This is a genomic window from Pseudomonas mosselii (assembly GCF_019823065.1).
Taxonomy (GTDB): Bacteria; Pseudomonadota; Gammaproteobacteria; order Pseudomonadales; family Pseudomonadaceae; genus Aquipseudomonas; species Aquipseudomonas mosselii.
Genome location: NZ_CP081966.1, coordinates 5,660,002 through 5,678,672, shown reverse-complemented (window position 1 = coordinate 5,678,672; position 18,671 = coordinate 5,660,002). Strand labels below are relative to the sequence as shown.

The window sequence follows — 18,671 nt, the reverse complement described above, 5'->3', positions numbered from 1 at the left end:
GGGAGCGTTGCGATGGCCGTGAGGAGTGTGTTGCTGGCGTGGGTGCTGCTTTGCGCAGTGCCCGGTGTCATGGCCCAGGAGCAGCAGGTGCGCCTGGTCAGCGAGGAGTGGCTAGACTACACCAACGCCGATGGCAGCGGGCTGGCCTGGGACGTGCTGCGCAAGGTGTTCGAGCCGGCCGGCGTCAAGGTCAAGGTACTGAGCGCGCCGTACAGCCGCTCGGTCGGCCTGGTGAAGCGGGGCGAGGCCGATGCCTGGGTCGGCTCCTACAAGGAAGAGAACGACGACAATCTCTATCCGCGCTGGCATTTCGACATGGACCATATCTATGCCCTGGGCCTGGCGGGCAAGCCGCAGCCGACGCTGGACACCATCGGCCAGTACCGCCTGGCCTGGGTGCGTGGCTATGACTACGCCAGCTACCTGCCGAACGTGCACAATTTCCGCGAGGTCCAGCGCCGCGAAGGGATCCTGCCCATGCTTGAGCATGACCGGGTGGATTTCTACGTCGATGCGCAGACCGAGGTCGAATATGTGCTCGGACAGGCGCCCGAGCCCCAGCGTTTTCGCAGCACCCACGTCGCCGAGCTGCCGCTGTACCTGGCCTTCACCCGCAGTGCCCAGGGCGAGGCCCTGCGTGACCTGTTCGACCGGCGCATGGCGCAACTGGTCCGTAGTGGCGAGCTGAAGCCGATCTTCGAGCGTTGGAAGCAGCCGTATCCGTTTACCAGCGATAGTCAGCCTCACTGAGTAGCGGGGCGTTAGAGCAGGCGTCAGCAACACCATAAGCATCGAACTTTTCGATCTTAAGCCACCCTATTCCTCCTGCGCACCTGCGCCGGGCTGCTGATACAATCGGCCGATCTGAAAAATCCTACTACCCAGGAGCACAACGTGCCCGTCGTCTTTGTTGCCGCCTCTAAACTCCCGACTCCTTTTGCGACCTTCACCATGCATGGCTTCCTCGACGAAGCCACTGGCCGCGAGCACGTGGTGCTCAGCCTGGGTGACATCGCGGACGGCGAGCCGGTGCTGGGGCGCCTGCATTCCGAGTGCCTGACCGGCGATGCGCTGTTCAGCCAGCGCTGCGACTGCGGCTCGCAGCTCGAAGCCGCGTTGCAGGCCATCGCCCGCGAAGGCCGTGGCGTGCTGCTGTACCTGCGCCAGGAGGGCCGTGGCATTGGCCTGCTGAACAAGATCCGCGCCTACGAACTGCAGGACGGCGGCGCCGACACCGTCGAGGCCAACGAGCGCCTGGGCTTCGCCGCTGACCAGCGCGACTACGCCATGTGCCTGCCGATGCTCGAGCACCTGGGTGTTAAGTCGCTGCGTCTGATGACCAACAACCCGCGCAAGGTCAAGGCGCTGACCGACATGAACATCAAGGTCTCCGAGCGCGTGCCGCTGCATACCGGTCACAATCCGCACAACCGTCTGTACCTGGCCACCAAGGCCGACAAGCTCGGTCACATGATGGGCAACAAGCACCAGGGCGAGGTGCCCCAGGCGTGACCCGAGGCGAGGTGAAGCGCCGGCTGGCCCTGGCCTGGTGGCAGTACCTGGCCGTGGGCCTTATGCCACTGCCGATAATGGCCTGGGCGTTCGGCGGGGGAGAGCCGCTGATTCCGGTGCTGGCCATGCCCTTGTTCATCGCCGGAGCCGCGACCATGTTCCTCAGCCTGCCGCGCTTTGGCGCCTACAAGCGGGCGTTGATCGCCACCGACAAGCAGTTGGGCTCGCCGGACGAACCCGGTGCCTGGATCGAGCTGGCGCGGGTCAGGCGCCTGGCCATGCTGTTCGCCTGCTTCCCGGCCTGGGTCGCGGCGCTGTCGGTGCTGGTCGGGCTGGAGGCGGTGCCGCAGATCCTCCTTGCCCTGTCCACCTTGGTGGTGCTGTACCTCTACCGTATCCCGCGCCAGCTCGGCTGATGCGGGCGTTTCTCGCCTCCCTCGCAGTGTTGTGCCTCGGTACCCTGGCCGAGGCCGGGCCGCGGGTGGTCAGCCTGGCGCCGTCGATGACCGAGATCGTCCTCGAACTGGAGGCCGGCGACCTATTGGTGGGCGTGCTGGACGCGGGTGAGCGTCCGCCGAGCCTTCAGGCCCTGCCCTCGGTCGGGCGCCATGGCCAGCTGGACATGGAGCGCCTGCTCAGCCTCAAGCCTGACCTGCTGCTGCTCTGGCCCGGCAGTGTCGCGCCGGCCCAGCGCGACCAGCTCAAGCGCCTGGGTATCGCCACGTTCAGCGGCGAGCCCGGCGACCTCGACCAGTTGATCGAGCAGATCGAAGCCATCGCCCGGCGCCTTGGGCGGGACGAGCGGGGCCATGCCTATGCCGCCGGCCTGCGTGAGCGACTACAAGCGCTGCGGGAACGCTACCGGCGCGACACGCCGCTGCGGGTGTTCTACCAGGTCTGGGACAATCCGCTGTACACCCTGGGCGGGCGCCAGGTGGTCAGCGATGCCTTACGCGTCTGCGGGGCGCGCAATGTGTTCGACGACCTGACCCAACCCGCGCCACAGGTCAGCGTGGAGTCGGTGCTGCTGCGCAATCCCGAGGTGATCCTGGCGGGTGACGCGGCGCAGCTGGCCAGCTGGCGTCGCTGGCCGCAGATGAGCGCCGTGCAGGAGGACGGCTTGCTGGTGGTACCGGACAAGGGCCTGGAGCGGCCCAGCGGGCAGATGATCGAGGCCACCGCCCGGTTGTGCGCGCTGCTGGAGGCTAAAGGGTCGGGGTCCAGGTAAGGCTCAGCAGCCAGGTGCGGCCTTCTTCACGATAGCCGTACTGGCTGCCGTCGAAGCTGTACAGGGCACGGCTGTATTGCTTGTCCAGCAGGTTGTCCAGCTTCAGCTCCAACCTCACCTCGTCCGTCAGGACCATGCCGCCGCGCAGGCCGAGTAGTCCGTAGCCACCGATGCGATTGTTGTTGGATGGATCGTCGTAGCTGCCGCTGACGGCTTGCCAGCTCGCGCCCACGTTGAAGCGTTCGAACTGACGGTCCAGGTCCAGGCTCAATGTGCGCCGAGCGCGCCGTTGCAAGGTTTGGCCGGTTTCACGGTCTCGCGGATCGATCATGCTCAGGCCCAACTGAGAGGTCCAGCCGGCCCACTCCTGCATGAGCGACAGTTCCAGGCCGTTGATGCGTGCATTGTCGACATTGCCGGGGCGCCTGCGGGCGGGGTCGTAGTTGATCGCGTCGCGCAGGTCGGTGCGATACAGCGAGGCCTCCAGTCGGGTATGGCTGGCCAGTTGGCTGCGCCATTGCAGCTCGTAGCTTTTCGAGTGCTCGGGACGCAGGTCCGGGTTGCCGTACTGTACGTCATACAGGTCGTTGAAGGTCGGCGCACGGAATCCCTCGCTGTAGGACACCAGCACATCGTTGCGTGGATTTAAGGGGACGGTGAGGCTGGCATTCCAGGTGTTCTGCTCGCCGTACTGCTGGTTGCGGTCATGACGCACGCCGAGCTCGCTCGAGAAGCGTTCCCCCGCGAAACGGTACTGGGCGAAAGCGGCGCGGTTCCAGCGGCTGTCCTCGCTGAAGTTCGCCGTGCCGTGGAAGCGGTCCTGATACCAGTCGCCACCCAGCATCAGCTGGTTGCGCTCGTCCAGGGCAAACTCGTTCTGCCAGGTGACCTGATCACGGTAGGTGTTGTAGATGAAGCGCTGGTCGCTGAGCTTGTCGCGTTTGTCGTCGCGGTTTTCGCTGTGGCCCAGTTCCAGCCTGGAGTGCCAGGTGTCGTTGAGCTGGGCGTCGAACCAGGAGCCAAGACTGCTGACACTGAAGTCGGTATAGGGTTGCTGTGGATAACTCAGCCAGGTGACCTCATCCAGCCGTCCATACGGATTGTCGTATTCACTGCGCCCACGGCTGTCGAGCAGATTCAAGCCCGCCTCGAAACGCTCGTTGAAGGTATGGCTAAGGCTCAGGTTGAGCGAGCGATTGCGATAGGCGTCATGGTCGCCATCGCTGGCATGCGACGGCCCGGTCGAATCGATGCCGGCGGTCTCGTCCAGGCTGGCGCCGAGGTTGAAGCGGGTCGTGTCGTCGCCACCCGATAGCCCCAGGCTGCGTTGCCAGGTCTGATTGCTGCCAGCGGCCAGGCGCAGGCGCGGTTGCAGGCCCGGGGCGCCGCCACGACGGGTGAAGATCTGGATTACCCCACCAATGGCGTCGCTGCCGTAGACCGCCGAACGCGAGCCGCGCAGCACTTCCACACGTTCGATCTGGTCGACGTCGAGAAACTGCAGGCCACTGTCGCCAGAGGTGGCATTGGCGATGCGCACGCCGTCGACCAGCACCAGGGTCTGGGCAGCCTTGGTGCCGCGGATGAAGATCCCGGGCAGGCTGCCGCGACCGCCGGTGGGCGCAACCTGCACGCCGGGGACACGGGCGAGCAGGTCGGTGACACCGCTCGGCTGCAGGCGGTCGATATCGGCACGGGTGAACACTGTGTTGGCGGCGCTGGTGGCGGTGCGTGACTCGACCTGGCGGCTGGCGCTGATCAGCACGTCGGGAAGCTTCAGGGCGTCATCGCGGGAGGGTTCGGCGGCCAGGGCGCTGGCGGGGAGGCAGAGCAGGAAGAAGGCGCGGATCTTCATGGGCAGTTCCATTGCGATCGCGGGACAAACCCGCTCCCACGACGACCAGACAGGCCTCGTGAGAGCGGGCTTGCCCCGCGATCGGTTTTTACAGGCCGAGCTTGGTCATGCGGGCAGTGACGGCCGCCTGTATACCAGCCACATCCAACCCACATTCAGCCAGCATCTGCGCAGGCTTGGCATGTTCGACATAGATGTCCGGCAGGCCCAGGTGCAGCAGCGGCTTGACCACGCCCTCGCGGGCCAGGAACTCGCCGACGGCAGCGCCGGCGCCACCCATGATGGCGTTCTCCTCGATGGTCACCAGCAGCTCATGGCTGGCGGCCATCTCCAGTACCAGGGCCTCGTCCAGCGGTTTGACGAAACGCATGTCGACCACGGTGGCGTCGATCTGCTCGGCCACCTGCAGGGCCTCGGCCAGTTGCACGCCGAACACCAGCAGGGCGACCTTGCCGCCCTGGCGACGGACCACGCCCTTGCCGATCTCCAGCGGCTCGAGGTCGCCGCTGATCGGTGCATTCGGGCCGGTGCCGCGCGGGTAGCGCACGGCGGCCGGGCCCTTGTAGTGGTGGCCGGTGCTGAGCATCTTGCGCAGCTCGTTCTCGTCGCTGGGGGTCATCACCAGCATGCCGGGGATGCAGCGCAAGTAGGAGAGGTCGTAAGCGCCGGCGTGAGTCGGGCCGTCCTCGCCGACCAGGCCGGCGCGGTCGATGGCGAACAGCACATCGAGGTCCTGCACCGCCACATCGTGAATCAGTTGGTCGTAGGCGCGCTGCAGGAAGGTGGAGTAGATCGCCACCACCGGCTTGGCGCCTTCGCAGGCCATGCCTGCGGCAAAGGTCACCGCGTGCTGTTCGGCGATGGCGACGTCGAAGTAGCGCTCGGGGTAGCGTTCGCTGAAGTCGACCAGGTCCGAGCCTTCCTTCATCGCCGGGGTGATGCCCACCAGGCGGTTGTCGGCGGCGGCCATGTCGCACAGCCATTGGCCGAACACGGCGGAATACTTCGGCCCGCTGGCCTTCTTCGGCGCCACCGGCTTGTCGGCCGGCTCCAGCTTGGTGATCGCGTGGTAGCCGATCGGGTCGACCTCGGCCGGGGCGAAGCCCTTGCCCTTCTTGGTGACCACATGCAGGAATTGCGGACCCTTGAGGTCGCGCATGTTGCGCAGGGTGGCGATCAGGGTCGGCAGGTCGTGGCCGTCGATCGGGCCGATGTAGTTCCAGCCCAGTTCCTCGAACAGGGTGCCGGGCACCAGCATGCCCTTGGCGTACTCTTCGGTGCGGCGGGCGATCTCCCAGGCCCCGGGTAGGCGCGACAGCACTTTCTTGCTGCCTTCGCGCATGCTGGCATAGGTGCGGCTGGAGAGGATCTTGGCCAGGTAGTTGGACAGGCCGCCGACATTGCGCGAGATCGACATGTCGTTGTCGTTGAGGATGACCAGCATGTCGGCATCCACTTCCTGGGCGTGGTTCAGCGCCTCGAAGGCCATGCCGGCGGTCAGTGCGCCGTCGCCGATCACGGCGATCGACTTGCGTGGGTCGTTCTGCAGGCGGGCGGCGATGGCCATGCCCAGGGCGGCGCTGATCGAGGTGCTGGAATGACCGACGCCGAAGGTGTCGTATTCGCTCTCGCTGCGGCGCGGGAAGGCGGCGATGCCGTCCTTCTGGCGCAGGCTGAGCATGCGCTCACGGCGACCGGTGAGGATCTTGTGCGGGTAGGCCTGGTGGCCGACGTCCCACACCAGCCGGTCATCCGGTGTGTCGAAGACGTAGTGCAGGGCGATCGTCAGCTCGATGACGCCCAGGCCCGCGCCAAAATGCCCACCGGTCTGACCGACGGTGTAGAGCAGCTCCTGGCGCAGCTCGTCGGCCAGGGTCTCCAGGTCGGCTTCGGCCAGCCGGCGCAGGCCGGCGGGCGTATCGGCGCGGTCCAGCAATGGCGTGACCGGGCGTTCGCGGGGGATCTCTTGAAACGTCGTGGGCATCAGGCGTGTCGTTATAGGTGTGAAGACGCGGCAGTTTACCCCATTGTAGGAAAAGCTGCCCATTCGGACGGGTGTATGAGGGCCACCGGTGCGGCAGATATCCTGTAGCAGCGGCCTTGTGTCGCGATAGGGCCGCACAGCGGCCCCGGCAATTTCTGCATTGATGCTGAATCTGGGGCTGCTTTGCAGCCCTTTCGCGACACAAGGCCGCTCCTACAGGGGGATGTGTCAGGCCTTAGTGGCGGCGCTCGACAATATAGCGGGCGAGCGCTCGCAACGGCTCAGCGTTGTCGCCGAAACCTGCCAACGCGGCCAGCGCCTGGTCGCGCAGCTCCAGGGCATAGGCCTTGGCCGCTTCCAGCCCGAGCAGCGCCGGGTAGGTCGGCTTGTCGCGGGCGATGTCGGCGCCCTGGCGCTTGCCCAGGGTGGCGGTGTCGCTCTCCACGTCAAGAATGTCGTCCTGCACCTGGAACGCCAGGCCGATGGCCTGTGCATAAGTCTGCAGGGCATCAAGCTGGGCCTGATCGGCGCGGGCGCTGGCCAGGGCGCCAAGGCGAACGCTGGCTTCGATCAGCGCGCCGGTCTTGTGCCGGTGCATGTACTCCAGGGCTTGCTGGTCCAGCTTGACGCCCACCGAGCCGAGGTCGATGGCCTGGCCGCCGACCATGCCGGCGGGGCCGGCGGCTTTGGCCAGGGCCTGGACCATCTGCAGGCGGATGGCGTCGGCCTGCGGGCTCAGGCGAGGGTCGAGCAGGGCACTGAAGGCCAGGCTCTGCAGCCCGTCGCCGGCGAGGATCGCACAGGCTTCATCGAACGCCTTGTGGGTGGTGGGCTGGCCGCGACGCAGGTCGTCGTCGTCCATCGCCGGCAAGTCGTCATGCACCAGCGAGTAGGCGTGGATCAGTTCCACCGCGCAGGCCGCGCCGTTGGCATGCTCGGCAGGCACACCGAAGGCTTCGCAGGCGGCATAGGCCAGCAGCGGGCGCACGCGCTTGCCGCCGTTCATCACGCTGTAGCGCATGGCGGCATAGAGGCGTTCGAGTTCCTTCGACGGTGCCTGGAACAGCGGTTCGAGGGCGGCGTCGACCCGTGCCTGGGCGCTCTGCTGGTACTGGGCGATCATGCCTCGGGCTCCGCGTCGAACGGCTGGGCAGCCAGTTCGCCGTCACGCTCCAACAAGATCTGCACTTTCTGCTCGGCCTGGGCCAGGGCGCCCTGGCAATCGCGGGTCAGGGCGATGCCCTGCTCGAAGGCGGCCAGCGACTCTTCCAGCGACAGTTCGCCGTTCTCCAGGCGTTCGACCAGGGCTTGCAGGTCGGCGAGGGATTGTTCGAAATCGATGGAGGTTTTTTTGCGGGCCATGGCGACTGTCTCGGTGGCATTCAGAACGGCGCGACACTAGCAGAGCGGGGCAGGGGGAGCAAATTGCATGGGCCTATCGTTCGTCGCATTTTGTTGCACTTGTTCGGTGCGAGCCATCTTGCAATCGGCGATGCAATCGAATTGTGGGGGTGACGGCCCTCTGCCATAATCCGCGCGCTCTGGCCTGCGGGTCAGGGACCTTTCTTCCCGACGTCATGTAATGGACTACGTTGTGAGCTTCCTCTCGATCGAATTCGGCCTCTGTTTCACGCTGTTCTTCATTCTTTATTGGAGCCTGTGCTGGAGCGTGCGGTTGCAGAACCTGCTGCTGCTGACCGCCAGCTATGGCCTGGTGGCGAGCTTCAGCCTGCAGTCGTTGTACATCCTGCTGGGCTACAGCGCGCTGGTGTACCTGCTCGGCCTGCTGGCGGGGCGCTATCCCGGGCGCTGGTTCTGTCGCGTGCTGCTGCTGACCCTGGTGCTGGGCTGCTTCTACCTGTTCAAGTACCAGGAGTTCTTCGTCGGCGGCGCCCAGGGCGCCCTGGCGGCGGCCGGGTTCGAGGTGTCGCTGCCGCTGCTGGAAGTGCTGGTGCCGATCGGGCTGTCGTTCTATACCTTCCATTCGGTCAGCTACCTGGTGTCGATCAACCGCCGCGAACTGGCGCCGGCGGCGCCGCTGGACCTGGCCCTGTACCTGGCGTTCTTCCCCAGCCTGGTGGCCGGGCCGGTCAACCGTGCCCTGCACATGCTGCCGCAGGTCCGTCCGCCGGCCATGCGCCAGGTGCTGGAGCCGCAGCGGGCGCTGGGGTTGATCGCGATGGCGGTGGTCAAGCTGTTCTTCCTCAGCGCCTGGCTGGGCAGCGAGTGGGTCGACCCGGTGTTCGACACCCCGGGCAGCGCCAGCCCCGAACAGGTGCTGTTGAGCGTGTACGGCTACAGCTTGCTGATCTACTTCAACTTCAGCGGCTACACCAACCTGGTCACCGGTATCGCCCTGCTGCTGGGCTTTCGCCTGCCGGACAACTTCGACGCGCCGTACGCCGCGCACAACCTCAAGGAATTCTGGGGGCGCTGGCACATCAGCCTGTCGCGCTTCATCCGCGACTACGTGTACATCCCGCTGGGCGGCAATCGCAAGGGCGCATGGCGCGGCAACCTGAACATGCTGCTGGCGATGCTGGTGTCCGGCCTGTGGCACGGGGCGAGCGTGAACTTCATCATCTGGGGCGCGCTGCATGGTGTCGGCCTGGCCATTTCCAAGCTGTTCAGCCAGTGGTTTCCGGGCTTCGCACGGCTGCCGGGCTCCGGCCTGCTGGCGCGCCTGATGACCTTCCACTACGTGGCCTTCGCCTGGATCTTCTTCCGCAGTCCGACGCTGGATGGCGCGCTTGAGATGCTCGGCGACATCGGCCAGCTGAGCCTGGCGGGGCTGAACAGCGCCACCGGCCTGATGCTGTTGGCCTGCGTGCTGTTCGTGGCCAGTTATCCACAGTGGCTGGCGCTGTTGCGCCAGAGTGGCGCGCTGTTCCAGCGTCTGCCGTGGCAGCTGTACCCGATCCCGCTCGGGGTCGGCGTGTCGCTGGTGATTTTCGCTTCGCAGTCGGGCGTGCCGGGGTTCATCTATGCAAGCTTCTGATAGCAAACAGCTGTTCCAGGTGCAGATGGGCGCCGCCCGTGGCTTGTATGCGATCGTGGTCACCACCGCATTGCTGTTCTGGCTGAACCAGGACTCGATCAAGCTCTACTGCCAGCAGAAATACCACCAGAGCTGCGAGATACCGCTGCTAGGCCAGATGCCGGCCTGGCGCATGGGTGCGCAGTTGACGGCCATGCTGGAGGCGCAGCGCGATGACCTGCTCGAGCAGTTGCTGCCCGCGGCGCAACTGGCCGAGGGGCCGGCGGTCGAGGTTCTGCCCGCACCGCAGCCGGTGGTCACGGTCGATCTGGAAACCCCGGCGGCCGTGGCCAAGCCGTTGCCACCGGTGTCGACGCCGGCGCATGTGCAGCCGACGCCTGCGCCGCTTCATGCGCCAGCCCCCGTCGTTGTCGCCCAGCCTGCGCCGCCCGCGCCTGCACCCGCATTGCTGCAGCCGGGTACCGTGGCCTCGCTGGCCGCTGGCGACGACGTGTTCCTGGTCGGTGACTCGCTGATGCAGGGCGTGGCGCCGCACCTGGCCAACAGCCTGCGCAAGCGCTACCAGATCCGCACCGTCAACCTCAGCAAGCAAAGCACCGGCCTTGCTTACCCGGGCTTCTTCAACTGGCCGAAGACCGTGGCCGACACCCTTGATCACGAACCGAACGTGCGCCTGATGGTGGTGTTCCTCGGCCCCAACGACCCGTGGGACATGCCCCAGGGCAAGGGCAAGCCGTTCCTGCGCTTCAAGTCGCCGGAGTGGGAGGTCGCCTACCGCGCCCGTATCGATTCGATCCTCGAGCAGGCCCGCGCGCACAACGTGCAGGTGATCTGGGTCGGGCCGCCGAACATGGAGAAGGCGCGATTGTCCACGGCCATGGGCTACCTCAGCGGGCTATACCAGGAGCAGACCGCGCTGTTCGGCCAGCACTATGTCTCGGCCAACCCGATCCTCGGCTACCCCGACGCCAACTTCTCGTATACGGTGCAGACACCGCAGGGCAAGCGGGTCAAGGTGCGGGTCGACGACGGCATTCATTTCACCATCACAGGCCAGAAGATGATCGCCGAACAGGTTCTGTCGCTGATCAGTTTTCCGGGCCTGACCGTTACAGGACATTGAGATGCGCCAATGGCATCACCTGCTGGGCCTGGCCCTGCTGATCAGCGCCGCGCCGGGTTGCAGCACCGGCGCCAACAGCGTGAGCGCCCAGCCCACGGCCCGGCCAGCCGCCGCGCCAGCCACCCGCCAGGACGGCAACCTGGCCTTGCTCGCCGGCAAGCTGCGCAATGCCGGCCGGGCGCCGGTCGCCATCGTCCAGCTGGGAGACTCGCATACCGCCGCCGACCTGTTCAGCGGCGAGCTGCGCAAGCTGTTGCAGGCGCGCTACGGCGACGGTGGCATCGGCCTGGTGCCGGCTTCGCCAGTGCCGGGGATCCGCAACGACCGGGTGATCATCAAGAGCGAGAAGCGCCAGTGGGAGCTGGTGTCGGCGCGCAACCAGCAGAGCTCGCAGTTTCCGTTGGGGGGCTACCTGTCGCTGCCGTTGGCCAATCGTGCCAGCGTGGTGCTGCAGGCGCGGGACGAGGATCGCCAGCGCTACAAGGTTTCGGCGCTGTACCAGTCGACCACCAGCGCCAGCCTCTTCGTCAATGGCGGCCAGCGCCGCGTGCTGCCGGCCAGCAATGGCCAGTGGCGCTTCAGTCCGGCCTACGCCAATGTCGGCCTGCCGGTGCAGTTGAGTGTCGAGGGCGGTCGGGGTGTCGCTTTGGGTGGCTGGTACATCCAGGGGCAGAAGCATGCCGGGGTGACCTACTCGGCGCTGGGCATCAACGGCGCGCGCCTGGACGTGGTGGACAAGTGGCAGCCGGGCTGGCGCGACAGCCTCAAGGCCGTGCGGCCTGACCTGGTGATCCTGGCTTACGGCACCAATGAAGCGTTCGACGACAAGCTCGACCTGGCGCTGTACCAGACGCAACTGGACGCGACCCTCACGGGCCTGCGCAAGGACCTGCCGCAGGCGGCGATCCTGCTGGTCGGTCCGCCAGACTCGATCAAGCAGCGCAAGGCGCGCAGCTGTGCGGCGCGCCAGCCGCAACCGCTGGCCTCGGTGATCCGTATCCAGAAGCAGATGGCGTACAAGCACAAGGCGCTGTTCTGGGATTGGCAAGGGTTCATGGGTGGGCCGTGCTCGATTGCCGGCTGGCAGGCAGGTGGGCTGGCGCGGCCGGATCTGGTGCACCTGACGGCTGATGGCTATCGCAAGAGTGCGGCGGGGTTGTACGAGTTTCTGAAGGGGCCGCTGGGGTTGCGTTGAGGCCTGGCCTCATCGCGGGGCAAGCCCGCTCCCACGCTGGCCGGGGGCGGGCTTGCTCAGGTATCAGGCCGGCTCGGCCTGCAACTCGACCATCGTCTCGCGATAGCGCGCCAGTTCCTCGATGGTCAGCACCGGCAGGTTGTACTGCCGCGCATACACCGCCACCTGCTCGCCGCGGGCCATGCTGCCGTCGGGGTTCATCAGTTCGCACAGCACCGCCGCCGGGCGCAGGCCGGCCAGGCGGGCCAGGTCCACCGAGCCTTCGGTGTGGCCGCGGCGGGTCAGTACGCCGCCATCGCGAGCGCGCAGCGGGAACACATGGCCTGGGCTGACGATATGACGTTCCTGCGCGGTCGAGCGCAGCGCGGCCTCGATGGTGGTGATGCGGTCCTGTGCCGACACGCCGGTGCTGACCCCTTCGGCGGCCTCAATGGTTACGGTGAAGCCGGTGCCATGGCGGGCCTGGTTGTTTTGCACCATCGGCGCCAGCTGCAGGGCGTCGACGGTGGCTTCGTCCAGGCACAGGCAGACGATGCCGCTGCAGTCGCGGATCATCATGGCCATGGTCTGCAGCGAAAGGTTCTCGGCGGCGGCGACGATATCGGCTTCGTCCTCGCGGTCGTCGTCGTCGAGCAGCAGCACGGGGCGCCCGGCCTGGAAGGCGGCGATGGCGGCACTGACGTTGGGGAATTGCGTGTTGAGCATGGTGGACATGAAACGCTCCTCGTGAATGATCGATGAACGTCTCGGGGCGAACATAATGCGCGCGCAGGGGCGCCCGGACGGCCCCTGCCAAACGCCTTCTTTCATCCGGACTATGACCGTCGGCTCTGGAGTCGCACCAGATCTGCTGACCCCCGGCATGGCCGGGGCGCTCGCGGGCTCATCTTTCGATTTACCGCCGGTGGGGACTTTCACCCCGCCCTGAAGACCGGCCAAGCATACAGCACTGTGCCAGCGGGCTGGCAAGCCCTACGACTTTAGTTGCTGCCACTCCAGCCCGAAGCGGGCCAGGTACTTGCGCAGGCGGTCGGCGTCGTTGGGGTTGGCCTTCTCCTGACGCGATACCGCGAACAGCTGACGCCCGGCTTCTGACAGGCTCGGTGCGCGGCGGCAGACGTCGATCACCGCCTGTAACTGCACCTGGTCGAACAGGTCGAGTGCGCGGTCGGCCAAAAGTGGCTCGCTGGCCGACTCCAGGCCCCATGCATAGCGCAGCCGGGCAATCTCTTCCTCGACCATTTCCTCATCGATACGCCCGCTGTCGGCCAGGGTCGCCATGCGCGTGATCGACGCCGATAGCTCGCGGAAGTTGCCGGCCCAGCGGGCCTCGCCGGCATGGGCGAAAGCCAGGTAGCGGCGCTTGGCCTCGAGGTTGAAACGCACCTGACGCCCTTGTTCGCGGGCATGGCGCTGCAGTTCGAAATCGAGGTTCGGCTCGATGTCCTCGCGGCGTTCGGCCAGGCCGGGGAGGGCGAAGGTCCACAGGTTGATGCGGGCGAACAGGTCCTCGCGGAACGAGCCGTCGGCGACCTTGGCGCGCAGGTCGCGATGGGTGCCGGCGATCAGCTGGAAGTCGCTTTCCACTTCGCGGTCCGCGCCCAGCGGGAAGAAGCGTTTTTCCTCGATGGCCTTGAGCAGCATGGCCTGCTCATCAGCGCCCAGTTCACCGATCTCGTCGAGGAACAGCATGCCTCCGTCGGCGGCGCGCAGCAGGCCGTCGCGGGCGTTCTGGGCGCCGGTGAAGGCGCCCTTGGCGTGACCGAACAGGGTCGACATGGCACCGTCGCCGCGCAGGGTGGCGCAGTTCACTTCGATGAAGCGCCCGCCCAGCTGATGGCGCCCGCGCTTGAGCTCATGGACGCGGCGGGCCAGAAATGACTTCCCGGCGCCGGTCGGGCCGACTAGCAGCATGGGGGCCTTCGAGCGCAGGGCGACCCGTTCGATCTGTTCGATGGTGCGATTGAAATCCTGGTTGCGCGTGGCGATGCCGGACTTGAGCAGCGACTGCCCCTCGACCTGCTCGCGGCGAAAGCGCGAGGCGATCGGGTCGTAGCGCGACAGGTCGAGGTCGATCAGGGTGGCGATGCCGGCCGGGTCACTGTTTTCGTCCTGCTTGCGCGAGGGCGAGGTCTGCACCAGGCGCGCTGGCAGGTAGCGCGCCTCGGTGAGCAGGAACCAGCAGATCTGCGCGACGTGGGTACCGGTGGTGATGTGCACCAGATAGTCCTCGCGCTCGGTGTCGAAGGTATAGCCGCTGGCGAAGTCGTGCAGGGCGCCGTAGACCTCCTCGAAGTCCCACGGGTTGCGCAGCGCCAGCGGGTGCAGGCGCACTTCGGTGCCGGGCGAGACCTGCTGGACGTCGGCGCGAATCCGCTCGGCCAGGCCGAGGTCGCGGGCGCCGGGGCCGTGGATAAGTTCCAGGCGGTCCAGAGGCAGGTCGGCTTGCTGGCACAGGCCGATGGTTGGCCGCCAGCGGTTCCAGCGTGCGGCGCCCTTGCCGTTGCGGTCGAGGGTGGTACCGAGGAAGCCGATGGCGACGAGAGGCTTGCGCATCCTTGATTATCCTAAAAGATAAATTGCTATCCGATGATATACAAAAAAAGAATCTCCATGAGTGCTTGCAGTGGTGTGCAAATGAATAAGATAAAAATAACCCTATATAAAACAATAAGTTAAATAATCTTATCTATGCCAAATGAAAACCTGGCACGCCGCTCGCTATATCCCTCTCGACCGCATCGCCAGGCAGGCCCTCGGGAAAGGGGAACCCCCCGCCGGTGCACGTACCCACCTTCAGGTGTCGGTGTCGTGCATGCCGCCGCCGCAACGACCGGTCATTGCTGCGCTGGGCCCCTGGAAAGGCTGGCGCAGACGCTCGCCGGGCAAAGCCCCGGCACTACCCTCCTAAGGTAGCTGTAACCGCAACACCCGCCGGTGGGGCACAGGCAACGCAAGCAGGGCCAGGACGGCCCGTCACTGCGAAGGACGCCTGGCCCACCGCTGGCCCACCCGGCTCGCCGGCCGGGCTTGGCGCAACGAGGGTGGCCGCTGGAGCAACGCTCCCGGCCCCGGACTCCGCCAGGCTTCGCTCGCGACGCCCGCTGGGTTGGCGACCACCGGCAACCAAGGACATTGAACAAAGGATGAGCAAGATGAACATGTTGAAGCGCTTTGTAGTGAAGAAGAACGAACACGGCCTGTTGCTGAACGATGGCGATTTCGAGGCGATCCTCGAGCCGGGCCAGTACAAGCGTTTCGATTGGCAGGGGCGGCTGACGCTGAAGAACTGCCCCCAGGATTCCCCGCTGCACGACTATCCCCTCGAGCGCTATCTGCGCCAACATGAGCCGGCGTTGGTCGAGCAGTATTTCCTTACCCTGGACATGGCCGAAAACGAAGTGGGCCTGCGTTTCGAGGATGGTCAGTTGAAGGAACTGCTGGCAGCCGACAGCCGCCGCCTGCAATGGAAAGGCCCGACCCGGCAGAGCCTGACGCGGATCGACCTGGCCCAGGGGCGGCGCCTGGACGCCGAACTGCTGGCACGCCTGAACAAACCGGGAATCGCCGGCATGGACAACGTGCTGCTGGTGACGGTGCCGACCTTCAGTGTCGGTGTGCTGCGCATCGACGGTGTCGTGGTCGACCTGCTGCCGGCCGGGCAGCACGGCTTCTGGCGCTGTGGCGCCCAGGTGGTGGTGGACACGGTGGACACGCGTCGCCCGGTTTCGGACGTCAACGTCCGGGAGTTGCTCGCCCGTGGCATGGACCAGCACCTGGTGTGCATGGACCTGAGCGAGCATGAGGTCGGGCTGCGCTTCGAGGACGGCAAGCTGGTCGAAGTGCTGCCGCCGGACAGCCGCCGTGCCTACTGGAAAGACCAGGCCAGGCACGAGCTGCAACGTATCGACCTGACCCACGGCCAGTGCCTGGACGCCGAGTTGGTGACCCGCCTGAATCGTCCTGGAATCGCCGGCATGGACCATGTACTGCTGGCGCTGGTGCCGGCTTTCCATGTCGGCGTGCTGAAGATTGACGGCGTGGTGGCCGGTTTGCTCGAGCCCGGGCAGCATGGCTACTGGCGCTGCGGCAGCCAGGTAGCGGTGGAGATGGTCGACACCCGCCTGCAGGCGCTGGAGGTGAGCGGCCAGGAGATCCTCACCCGCGACAAGGTCAACCTGCGCCTGAGCCTGGTGGCCAACTGGCGTTATACCGACGTGCTCGGTGCCCATGGGCAGATGAGCAAGCCAGTTGAGCACCTGTACCGCGAGCTGCAGTTCGGCCTGCGTGCGGCGGTGGGTACCCGCACCCTCGATGAGCTGTTGGAGAACAAACAACTGATCGACGACAGCGTTACCGAGCACCTGCAGGCGCAGTTGCCGGGCAGTGGCCTGGAGGTGGGCAGCCTCGGGCTGCGCGACATCATCCTGCCGGGCGAAATGAAGACCCTGCTGGCGCAGGTGGTGGAGGCGGAAAAGGCCGCCCAGGCCAACGTGATCCGGCGCCGTGAGGAAACCCAGGCGACCCGTTCGCTGCTCAACACCGCCAAGGTGATGGAAGGCAACCCGACGGCCCTGCGCCTGAAGGAGCTGGAAACCCTGGAGCGGGTGGCCGAGCGCATCGACCGGATTTCGGTGTTCGGTGGTCTGGATCAGGTATTGAATGGAATGGTCAGCCTCAAGGCGGGTTGACCCTTTGCGACACGACGTAGCGCAACAAGGAACAAGGCAATGAACATACTCGAAGTGGCGGGCGGCAAGCCGATCAAACTGTGGACCGACGGCGTGCCGGTCGAGGACGACGCCCGCAAGCAACTGATGAACACGGCGAAGATGCCGTTCATCTTCAAGCACCTGGCGGTGATGCCGGATGTGCACCTGGGCAAGGGCTCGACCATCGGCAGCGTGATCCCCACCGTGGGCGCGATCATTCCGGCGGCGGTGGGCGTGGACATCGGCTGCGGCATGATCGCCGCACGCACCTCGCTGCACGCCCGCGACCTGCCGGACAACCTGCACGGCCTGCGCACGGCCATCGAAAAAGCCGTGCCCCATGGCAAGACCTTCGGTCGTCGTGACCAAGGCGCCTGGGACAATGTGCCGAACCAGGCCGACCAGGTATGGAGCGGCCTGGCCGGGCGCTTCAAGGCGATCACCGACAAGCACCCGCGGCTGGAGAAGACCAACAACCGCCAGCACCTGGGGACACTGGGGGGCGGCAACCACTTCATCGAAGTCTGCCTGGACGAGGCCGACCGGGTCTGGTTCATGCTGCACAGCGGCTCGCGTGGTGTCGGTAACGCCATCGGCAACCTGTTCATCGAACTGGCACAGGCCGACATGCGCCAGCACATGGTCAACCTGCCGGACCGGGACCTGGCGTACTTCGAGGAAGGCAGCCGGCACTTCGCTGACTATGTCGAGGCGGTCGAGTGGGCGCAGGACTTCGCCCGGCACAACCGCGAGCTGATGATGCAGGCGGTGGTTGCCGCCACCCGAAAGGTGCTGGGCAAACCGTTCGAGGCCAGCCTCGAGGCGGTCAACTGCCACCATAACTATGTGCAGAAGGAGCAGCACTTCGGCCGCGAGGTGCTGGTGACCCGCAAGGGTGCGGTGTCGGCGCAGAAGGGCCAGTTGGGCATCATTCCCGGCTCCATGGGCGCCAAGAGCTTCATCGTCCGTGGTCTGGGTAACGAGGAGGCGTTCTGTTCGTGCAGCCACGGCGCGGGCCGGGTGATGAGCCGTACCAAGGCCAAGAGCCGCTTCACCGTCGAGGACCAGCAGCGTGCCACCGCCCATGTGGAGTGCCGCAAGGACAAGGATGTGATCGACGAGATCCCGATGGCCTACAAGGACATCGATGCGGTGATGCAGGCCCAGCGGGAGTTGGTCGAAGTGGTGCATACCCTGCGTCAGGTGGTGTGCGTGAAAGGTTGAAATGGGCGCCCTATGGCGCCCTGTACAAGGAACGAAGACATGTATCAGGACGACCCCCACCCATTGCCCGAGGCCATGCATGCCCGGGTGCTCGATGAATTGCAACGTATCGAGCGCGAGCACGAGGTGAACGTGCTCTATGCCTGCGAGTCCGGCAGCCGTGCCTGGGGCTTCGCTTCGCCGGACAGCGATTATGATGTGCGCTTTGTCTACGTGCCGCGCAACGACTGGTACTTGCGGGTGGACGAGCCTCGCGATGTGATCGAGCGGCCGCTCTGCGACGAACTGGACATCAGCGGCTGGGAGCTGCGCAAGGCCCTGCGCCTGATGCGCGGCGCCAACCCGAGCTTGCTCGAGTGGCTGGGCTCGCCGCTGGTGTACCGCGCCGACGCCGAAGCTACCGGGCGTTTGCGCGAGCTGGGCGAGGCTTTCTACTCGCCGCGCGCCGTGCGCCACCACTACCTGTCGATGGCACGCAAGAACCTGCGCGGCTACCTGATGGGCGAGACGGTGCGTTTCAAGAAGTACCTGTATGTGCTGCGACCGTTGCTGGCGGTGCGCTGGATCGACCAGGGACTGGGCATGCCGCCGACGGCGTTCGCCGCGTTGATGGCGCGTACCGTCGATGACCCGCGACTGCAGGCGGCGATCGACGCGCTGCTGGTTGTGAAGCGCCGCAGCGGCGAGGCCGAGCACGGACCGCGGGATGAGGTATTGCATGGGTTCATCGAGGCCGAGCTGGCGCGGGCAGGAGAGGCGCGGGAAGTACCGGTGACGAGGGGGGACACCGGGTTGCTGGATGATTTTCTGCGGGACACCGTGCGCCAGGCTGGATGACGG

At 66.0% G+C, this 18,671-nt stretch carries 15 protein-coding genes, 1 pseudogene and 1 riboswitch; of the genes and pseudogenes, 10 read left to right on the top strand and 6 right to left on the bottom strand.

All coding sequences use genetic code 11. The features are described 5' to 3' along the window. The first annotated feature begins 12 nt into the window (after positions 1–12). The 4 genes from K5H97_RS26410 to K5H97_RS26395 all read left to right on the top strand — a co-directional run bounded on the left by K5H97_RS26410 (position 13) and on the right by K5H97_RS26395 (position 2,740). On the top strand, positions 13–750 hold the full coding sequence (locus tag K5H97_RS26410; protein ID WP_028690280.1) for a substrate-binding periplasmic protein: 738 nt from the start codon (positions 13–15) through the stop codon (positions 748–750). A gap of 144 nt (positions 751–894) precedes the next feature. Further along, a complete protein-coding gene (gene ribA / locus K5H97_RS26405; RefSeq protein WP_028690281.1) occupies positions 895–1,512 on the top strand; it encodes a GTP cyclohydrolase II in 618 nt (205 codons plus the stop codon). Then, a complete protein-coding gene (locus K5H97_RS26400; RefSeq protein WP_028690282.1) occupies positions 1,509–1,928 on the top strand; it encodes a hypothetical protein in 420 nt (139 codons plus the stop codon). The genes ribA and K5H97_RS26400 overlap by 4 nt, the downstream gene beginning before the upstream one ends. After that, positions 1,928–2,740 carry a cobalamin-binding protein gene (locus K5H97_RS26395; protein WP_028690283.1) on the top strand — a complete coding sequence of 271 codons (813 nt, stop codon included), beginning with the start codon at positions 1,928–1,930 and terminating at the stop codon, positions 2,738–2,740. Before K5H97_RS26400 ends, K5H97_RS26395 begins: the two co-directional genes overlap by 1 nt. On the opposite strand, the gene K5H97_RS26390 is transcribed toward K5H97_RS26395, so the two are convergent. From K5H97_RS26390 to K5H97_RS26375, 4 genes are all read right to left on the bottom strand, one after another. Then, positions 2,718–4,607, bottom strand: coding sequence for a TonB-dependent receptor plug domain-containing protein (locus K5H97_RS26390; protein ID WP_139121028.1), 1,890 nt, complete (start codon positions 4,605–4,607; stop codon positions 2,718–2,720). The two genes, K5H97_RS26395 and K5H97_RS26390, sit on opposite strands and share 23 nt — an antisense overlap. Positions 4,608–4,683: 76 nt before the next feature. Next, positions 4,684–6,579 carry a 1-deoxy-D-xylulose-5-phosphate synthase gene (dxs, locus tag K5H97_RS26385; RefSeq protein ID WP_028690285.1) on the bottom strand — a complete coding sequence of 632 codons (1,896 nt, stop codon included), beginning with the start codon at positions 6,577–6,579 and terminating at the stop codon, positions 4,684–4,686. Between the two features lie 235 nt (positions 6,580–6,814). Next, positions 6,815–7,702, bottom strand: coding sequence for a (2E,6E)-farnesyl diphosphate synthase (gene ispA, locus K5H97_RS26380; RefSeq protein ID WP_028690286.1), 888 nt, complete (start codon positions 7,700–7,702; stop codon positions 6,815–6,817). Beyond that, positions 7,699–7,941: an exodeoxyribonuclease VII small subunit gene (locus K5H97_RS26375; RefSeq protein ID WP_028690287.1), complete on the bottom strand. Its 243-nt coding sequence runs from the start codon at positions 7,939–7,941 to the stop codon at positions 7,699–7,701. The genes ispA and K5H97_RS26375 overlap by 4 nt, the downstream gene beginning before the upstream one ends. Before the next feature lie 220 nt (positions 7,942–8,161). Between K5H97_RS26375 and K5H97_RS26370 the strand changes: the two genes are divergently transcribed. Genes K5H97_RS26370 through K5H97_RS26360 form a run of 3 tightly spaced genes read left to right on the top strand, consistent with a single transcriptional unit; the run spans position 8,162 to position 11,895 of the window. Further along, positions 8,162–9,577, top strand: coding sequence for an MBOAT family O-acyltransferase (locus K5H97_RS26370; protein ID WP_051555648.1), 1,416 nt, complete (start codon positions 8,162–8,164; stop codon positions 9,575–9,577). Continuing rightward, the gene (locus K5H97_RS26365) at positions 9,564–10,700 is read left to right on the top strand and encodes an SGNH/GDSL hydrolase family protein (protein ID WP_028690289.1); all 1,137 of its coding nucleotides are present in this window, start codon (positions 9,564–9,566) and stop codon (positions 10,698–10,700) included. Before K5H97_RS26370 ends, K5H97_RS26365 begins: the two co-directional genes overlap by 14 nt. A gap of 1 nt (position 10,701) precedes the next feature. Then, positions 10,702–11,895, top strand: a complete 1,194-nt coding sequence (locus K5H97_RS26360; protein WP_028690290.1) for an SGNH/GDSL hydrolase family protein — start codon at positions 10,702–10,704, stop codon at positions 11,893–11,895. Between the two features lie 63 nt (positions 11,896–11,958). Here K5H97_RS26360 and ribB read toward each other — a convergent pair whose 3' ends face one another. Together ribB and rtcR are read right to left on the bottom strand one after the other, a co-directional pair. Beyond that, entirely contained in the window at positions 11,959–12,609 is a 651-nt protein-coding gene (gene ribB / locus K5H97_RS26355; RefSeq protein WP_028690291.1) for a 3,4-dihydroxy-2-butanone-4-phosphate synthase, read from the bottom strand. A gap of 80 nt (positions 12,610–12,689) precedes the next feature. Further along, positions 12,690–12,831, bottom strand: a riboswitch (FMN riboswitch). A gap of 36 nt (positions 12,832–12,867) precedes the next feature. Continuing rightward, a complete protein-coding gene (gene rtcR, locus K5H97_RS26350) occupies positions 12,868–14,451 on the bottom strand; it encodes an RNA repair transcriptional activator RtcR (protein ID WP_028690292.1) in 1,584 nt (527 codons plus the stop codon). Between the two features lie 1,226 nt (positions 14,452–15,677). Here rtcR and K5H97_RS26345 point away from each other — a divergent pair. The 3 genes and pseudogenes from K5H97_RS26345 to K5H97_RS26335 form a co-directional block, all read left to right on the top strand. Then, positions 15,678–16,586, top strand: a pseudogene (locus K5H97_RS26345) (slipin family protein); the annotation flags it as partial. A 39-nt stretch (positions 16,587–16,625) separates the two neighbouring features. After that, a complete protein-coding gene (locus K5H97_RS26340; RefSeq protein ID WP_028690293.1) occupies positions 16,626–17,831 on the top strand; it encodes an RtcB family protein in 1,206 nt (401 codons plus the stop codon). Positions 17,832–17,870: 39 nt separating this feature from the next. Further along, on the top strand, positions 17,871–18,668 hold the full coding sequence (locus K5H97_RS26335; RefSeq protein ID WP_028690294.1) for a nucleotidyltransferase domain-containing protein: 798 nt from the start codon (positions 17,871–17,873) through the stop codon (positions 18,666–18,668). Positions 18,669–18,671 lie beyond the last annotated feature (3 nt).

Coding starts and splice junctions, on each gene's coding strand:
- K5H97_RS26410 (WP_028690280.1), top strand. CDS start 13: ATGGCCGTGAGGAGTGTGTTGCTGGCGTGGGTGCTGCTTTGCGCAGTG.
- K5H97_RS26395 (WP_028690283.1), top strand. CDS start 1,928: ATGCGGGCGTTTCTCGCCTCCCTCGCAGTGTTGTGCCTCGGTACCCTG.
- K5H97_RS26390 (WP_139121028.1), bottom strand. CDS start 4,607: ATGGAACTGCCCATGAAGATCCGCGCCTTCTTCCTGCTCTGCCTCCCC.
- dxs (WP_028690285.1), bottom strand. CDS start 6,579: ATGCCCACGACGTTTCAAGAGATCCCCCGCGAACGCCCGGTCACGCCA.
- ispA (WP_028690286.1), bottom strand. CDS start 7,702: ATGATCGCCCAGTACCAGCAGAGCGCCCAGGCACGGGTCGACGCCGCC.
- K5H97_RS26375 (WP_028690287.1), bottom strand. CDS start 7,941: ATGGCCCGCAAAAAAACCTCCATCGATTTCGAACAATCCCTCGCCGAC.
- K5H97_RS26370 (WP_051555648.1), top strand. CDS start 8,162: ATGGACTACGTTGTGAGCTTCCTCTCGATCGAATTCGGCCTCTGTTTC.
- K5H97_RS26365 (WP_028690289.1), top strand. CDS start 9,564: ATGCAAGCTTCTGATAGCAAACAGCTGTTCCAGGTGCAGATGGGCGCC.
- K5H97_RS26360 (WP_028690290.1), top strand. CDS start 10,702: ATGCGCCAATGGCATCACCTGCTGGGCCTGGCCCTGCTGATCAGCGCC.
- ribB (WP_028690291.1), bottom strand. CDS start 12,609: ATGTCCACCATGCTCAACACGCAATTCCCCAACGTCAGTGCCGCCATC.
- rtcR (WP_028690292.1), bottom strand. CDS start 14,451: ATGCGCAAGCCTCTCGTCGCCATCGGCTTCCTCGGTACCACCCTCGAC.
- K5H97_RS26340 (WP_028690293.1), top strand. CDS start 16,626: ATGAACATACTCGAAGTGGCGGGCGGCAAGCCGATCAAACTGTGGACC.
- K5H97_RS26335 (WP_028690294.1), top strand. CDS start 17,871: ATGTATCAGGACGACCCCCACCCATTGCCCGAGGCCATGCATGCCCGG.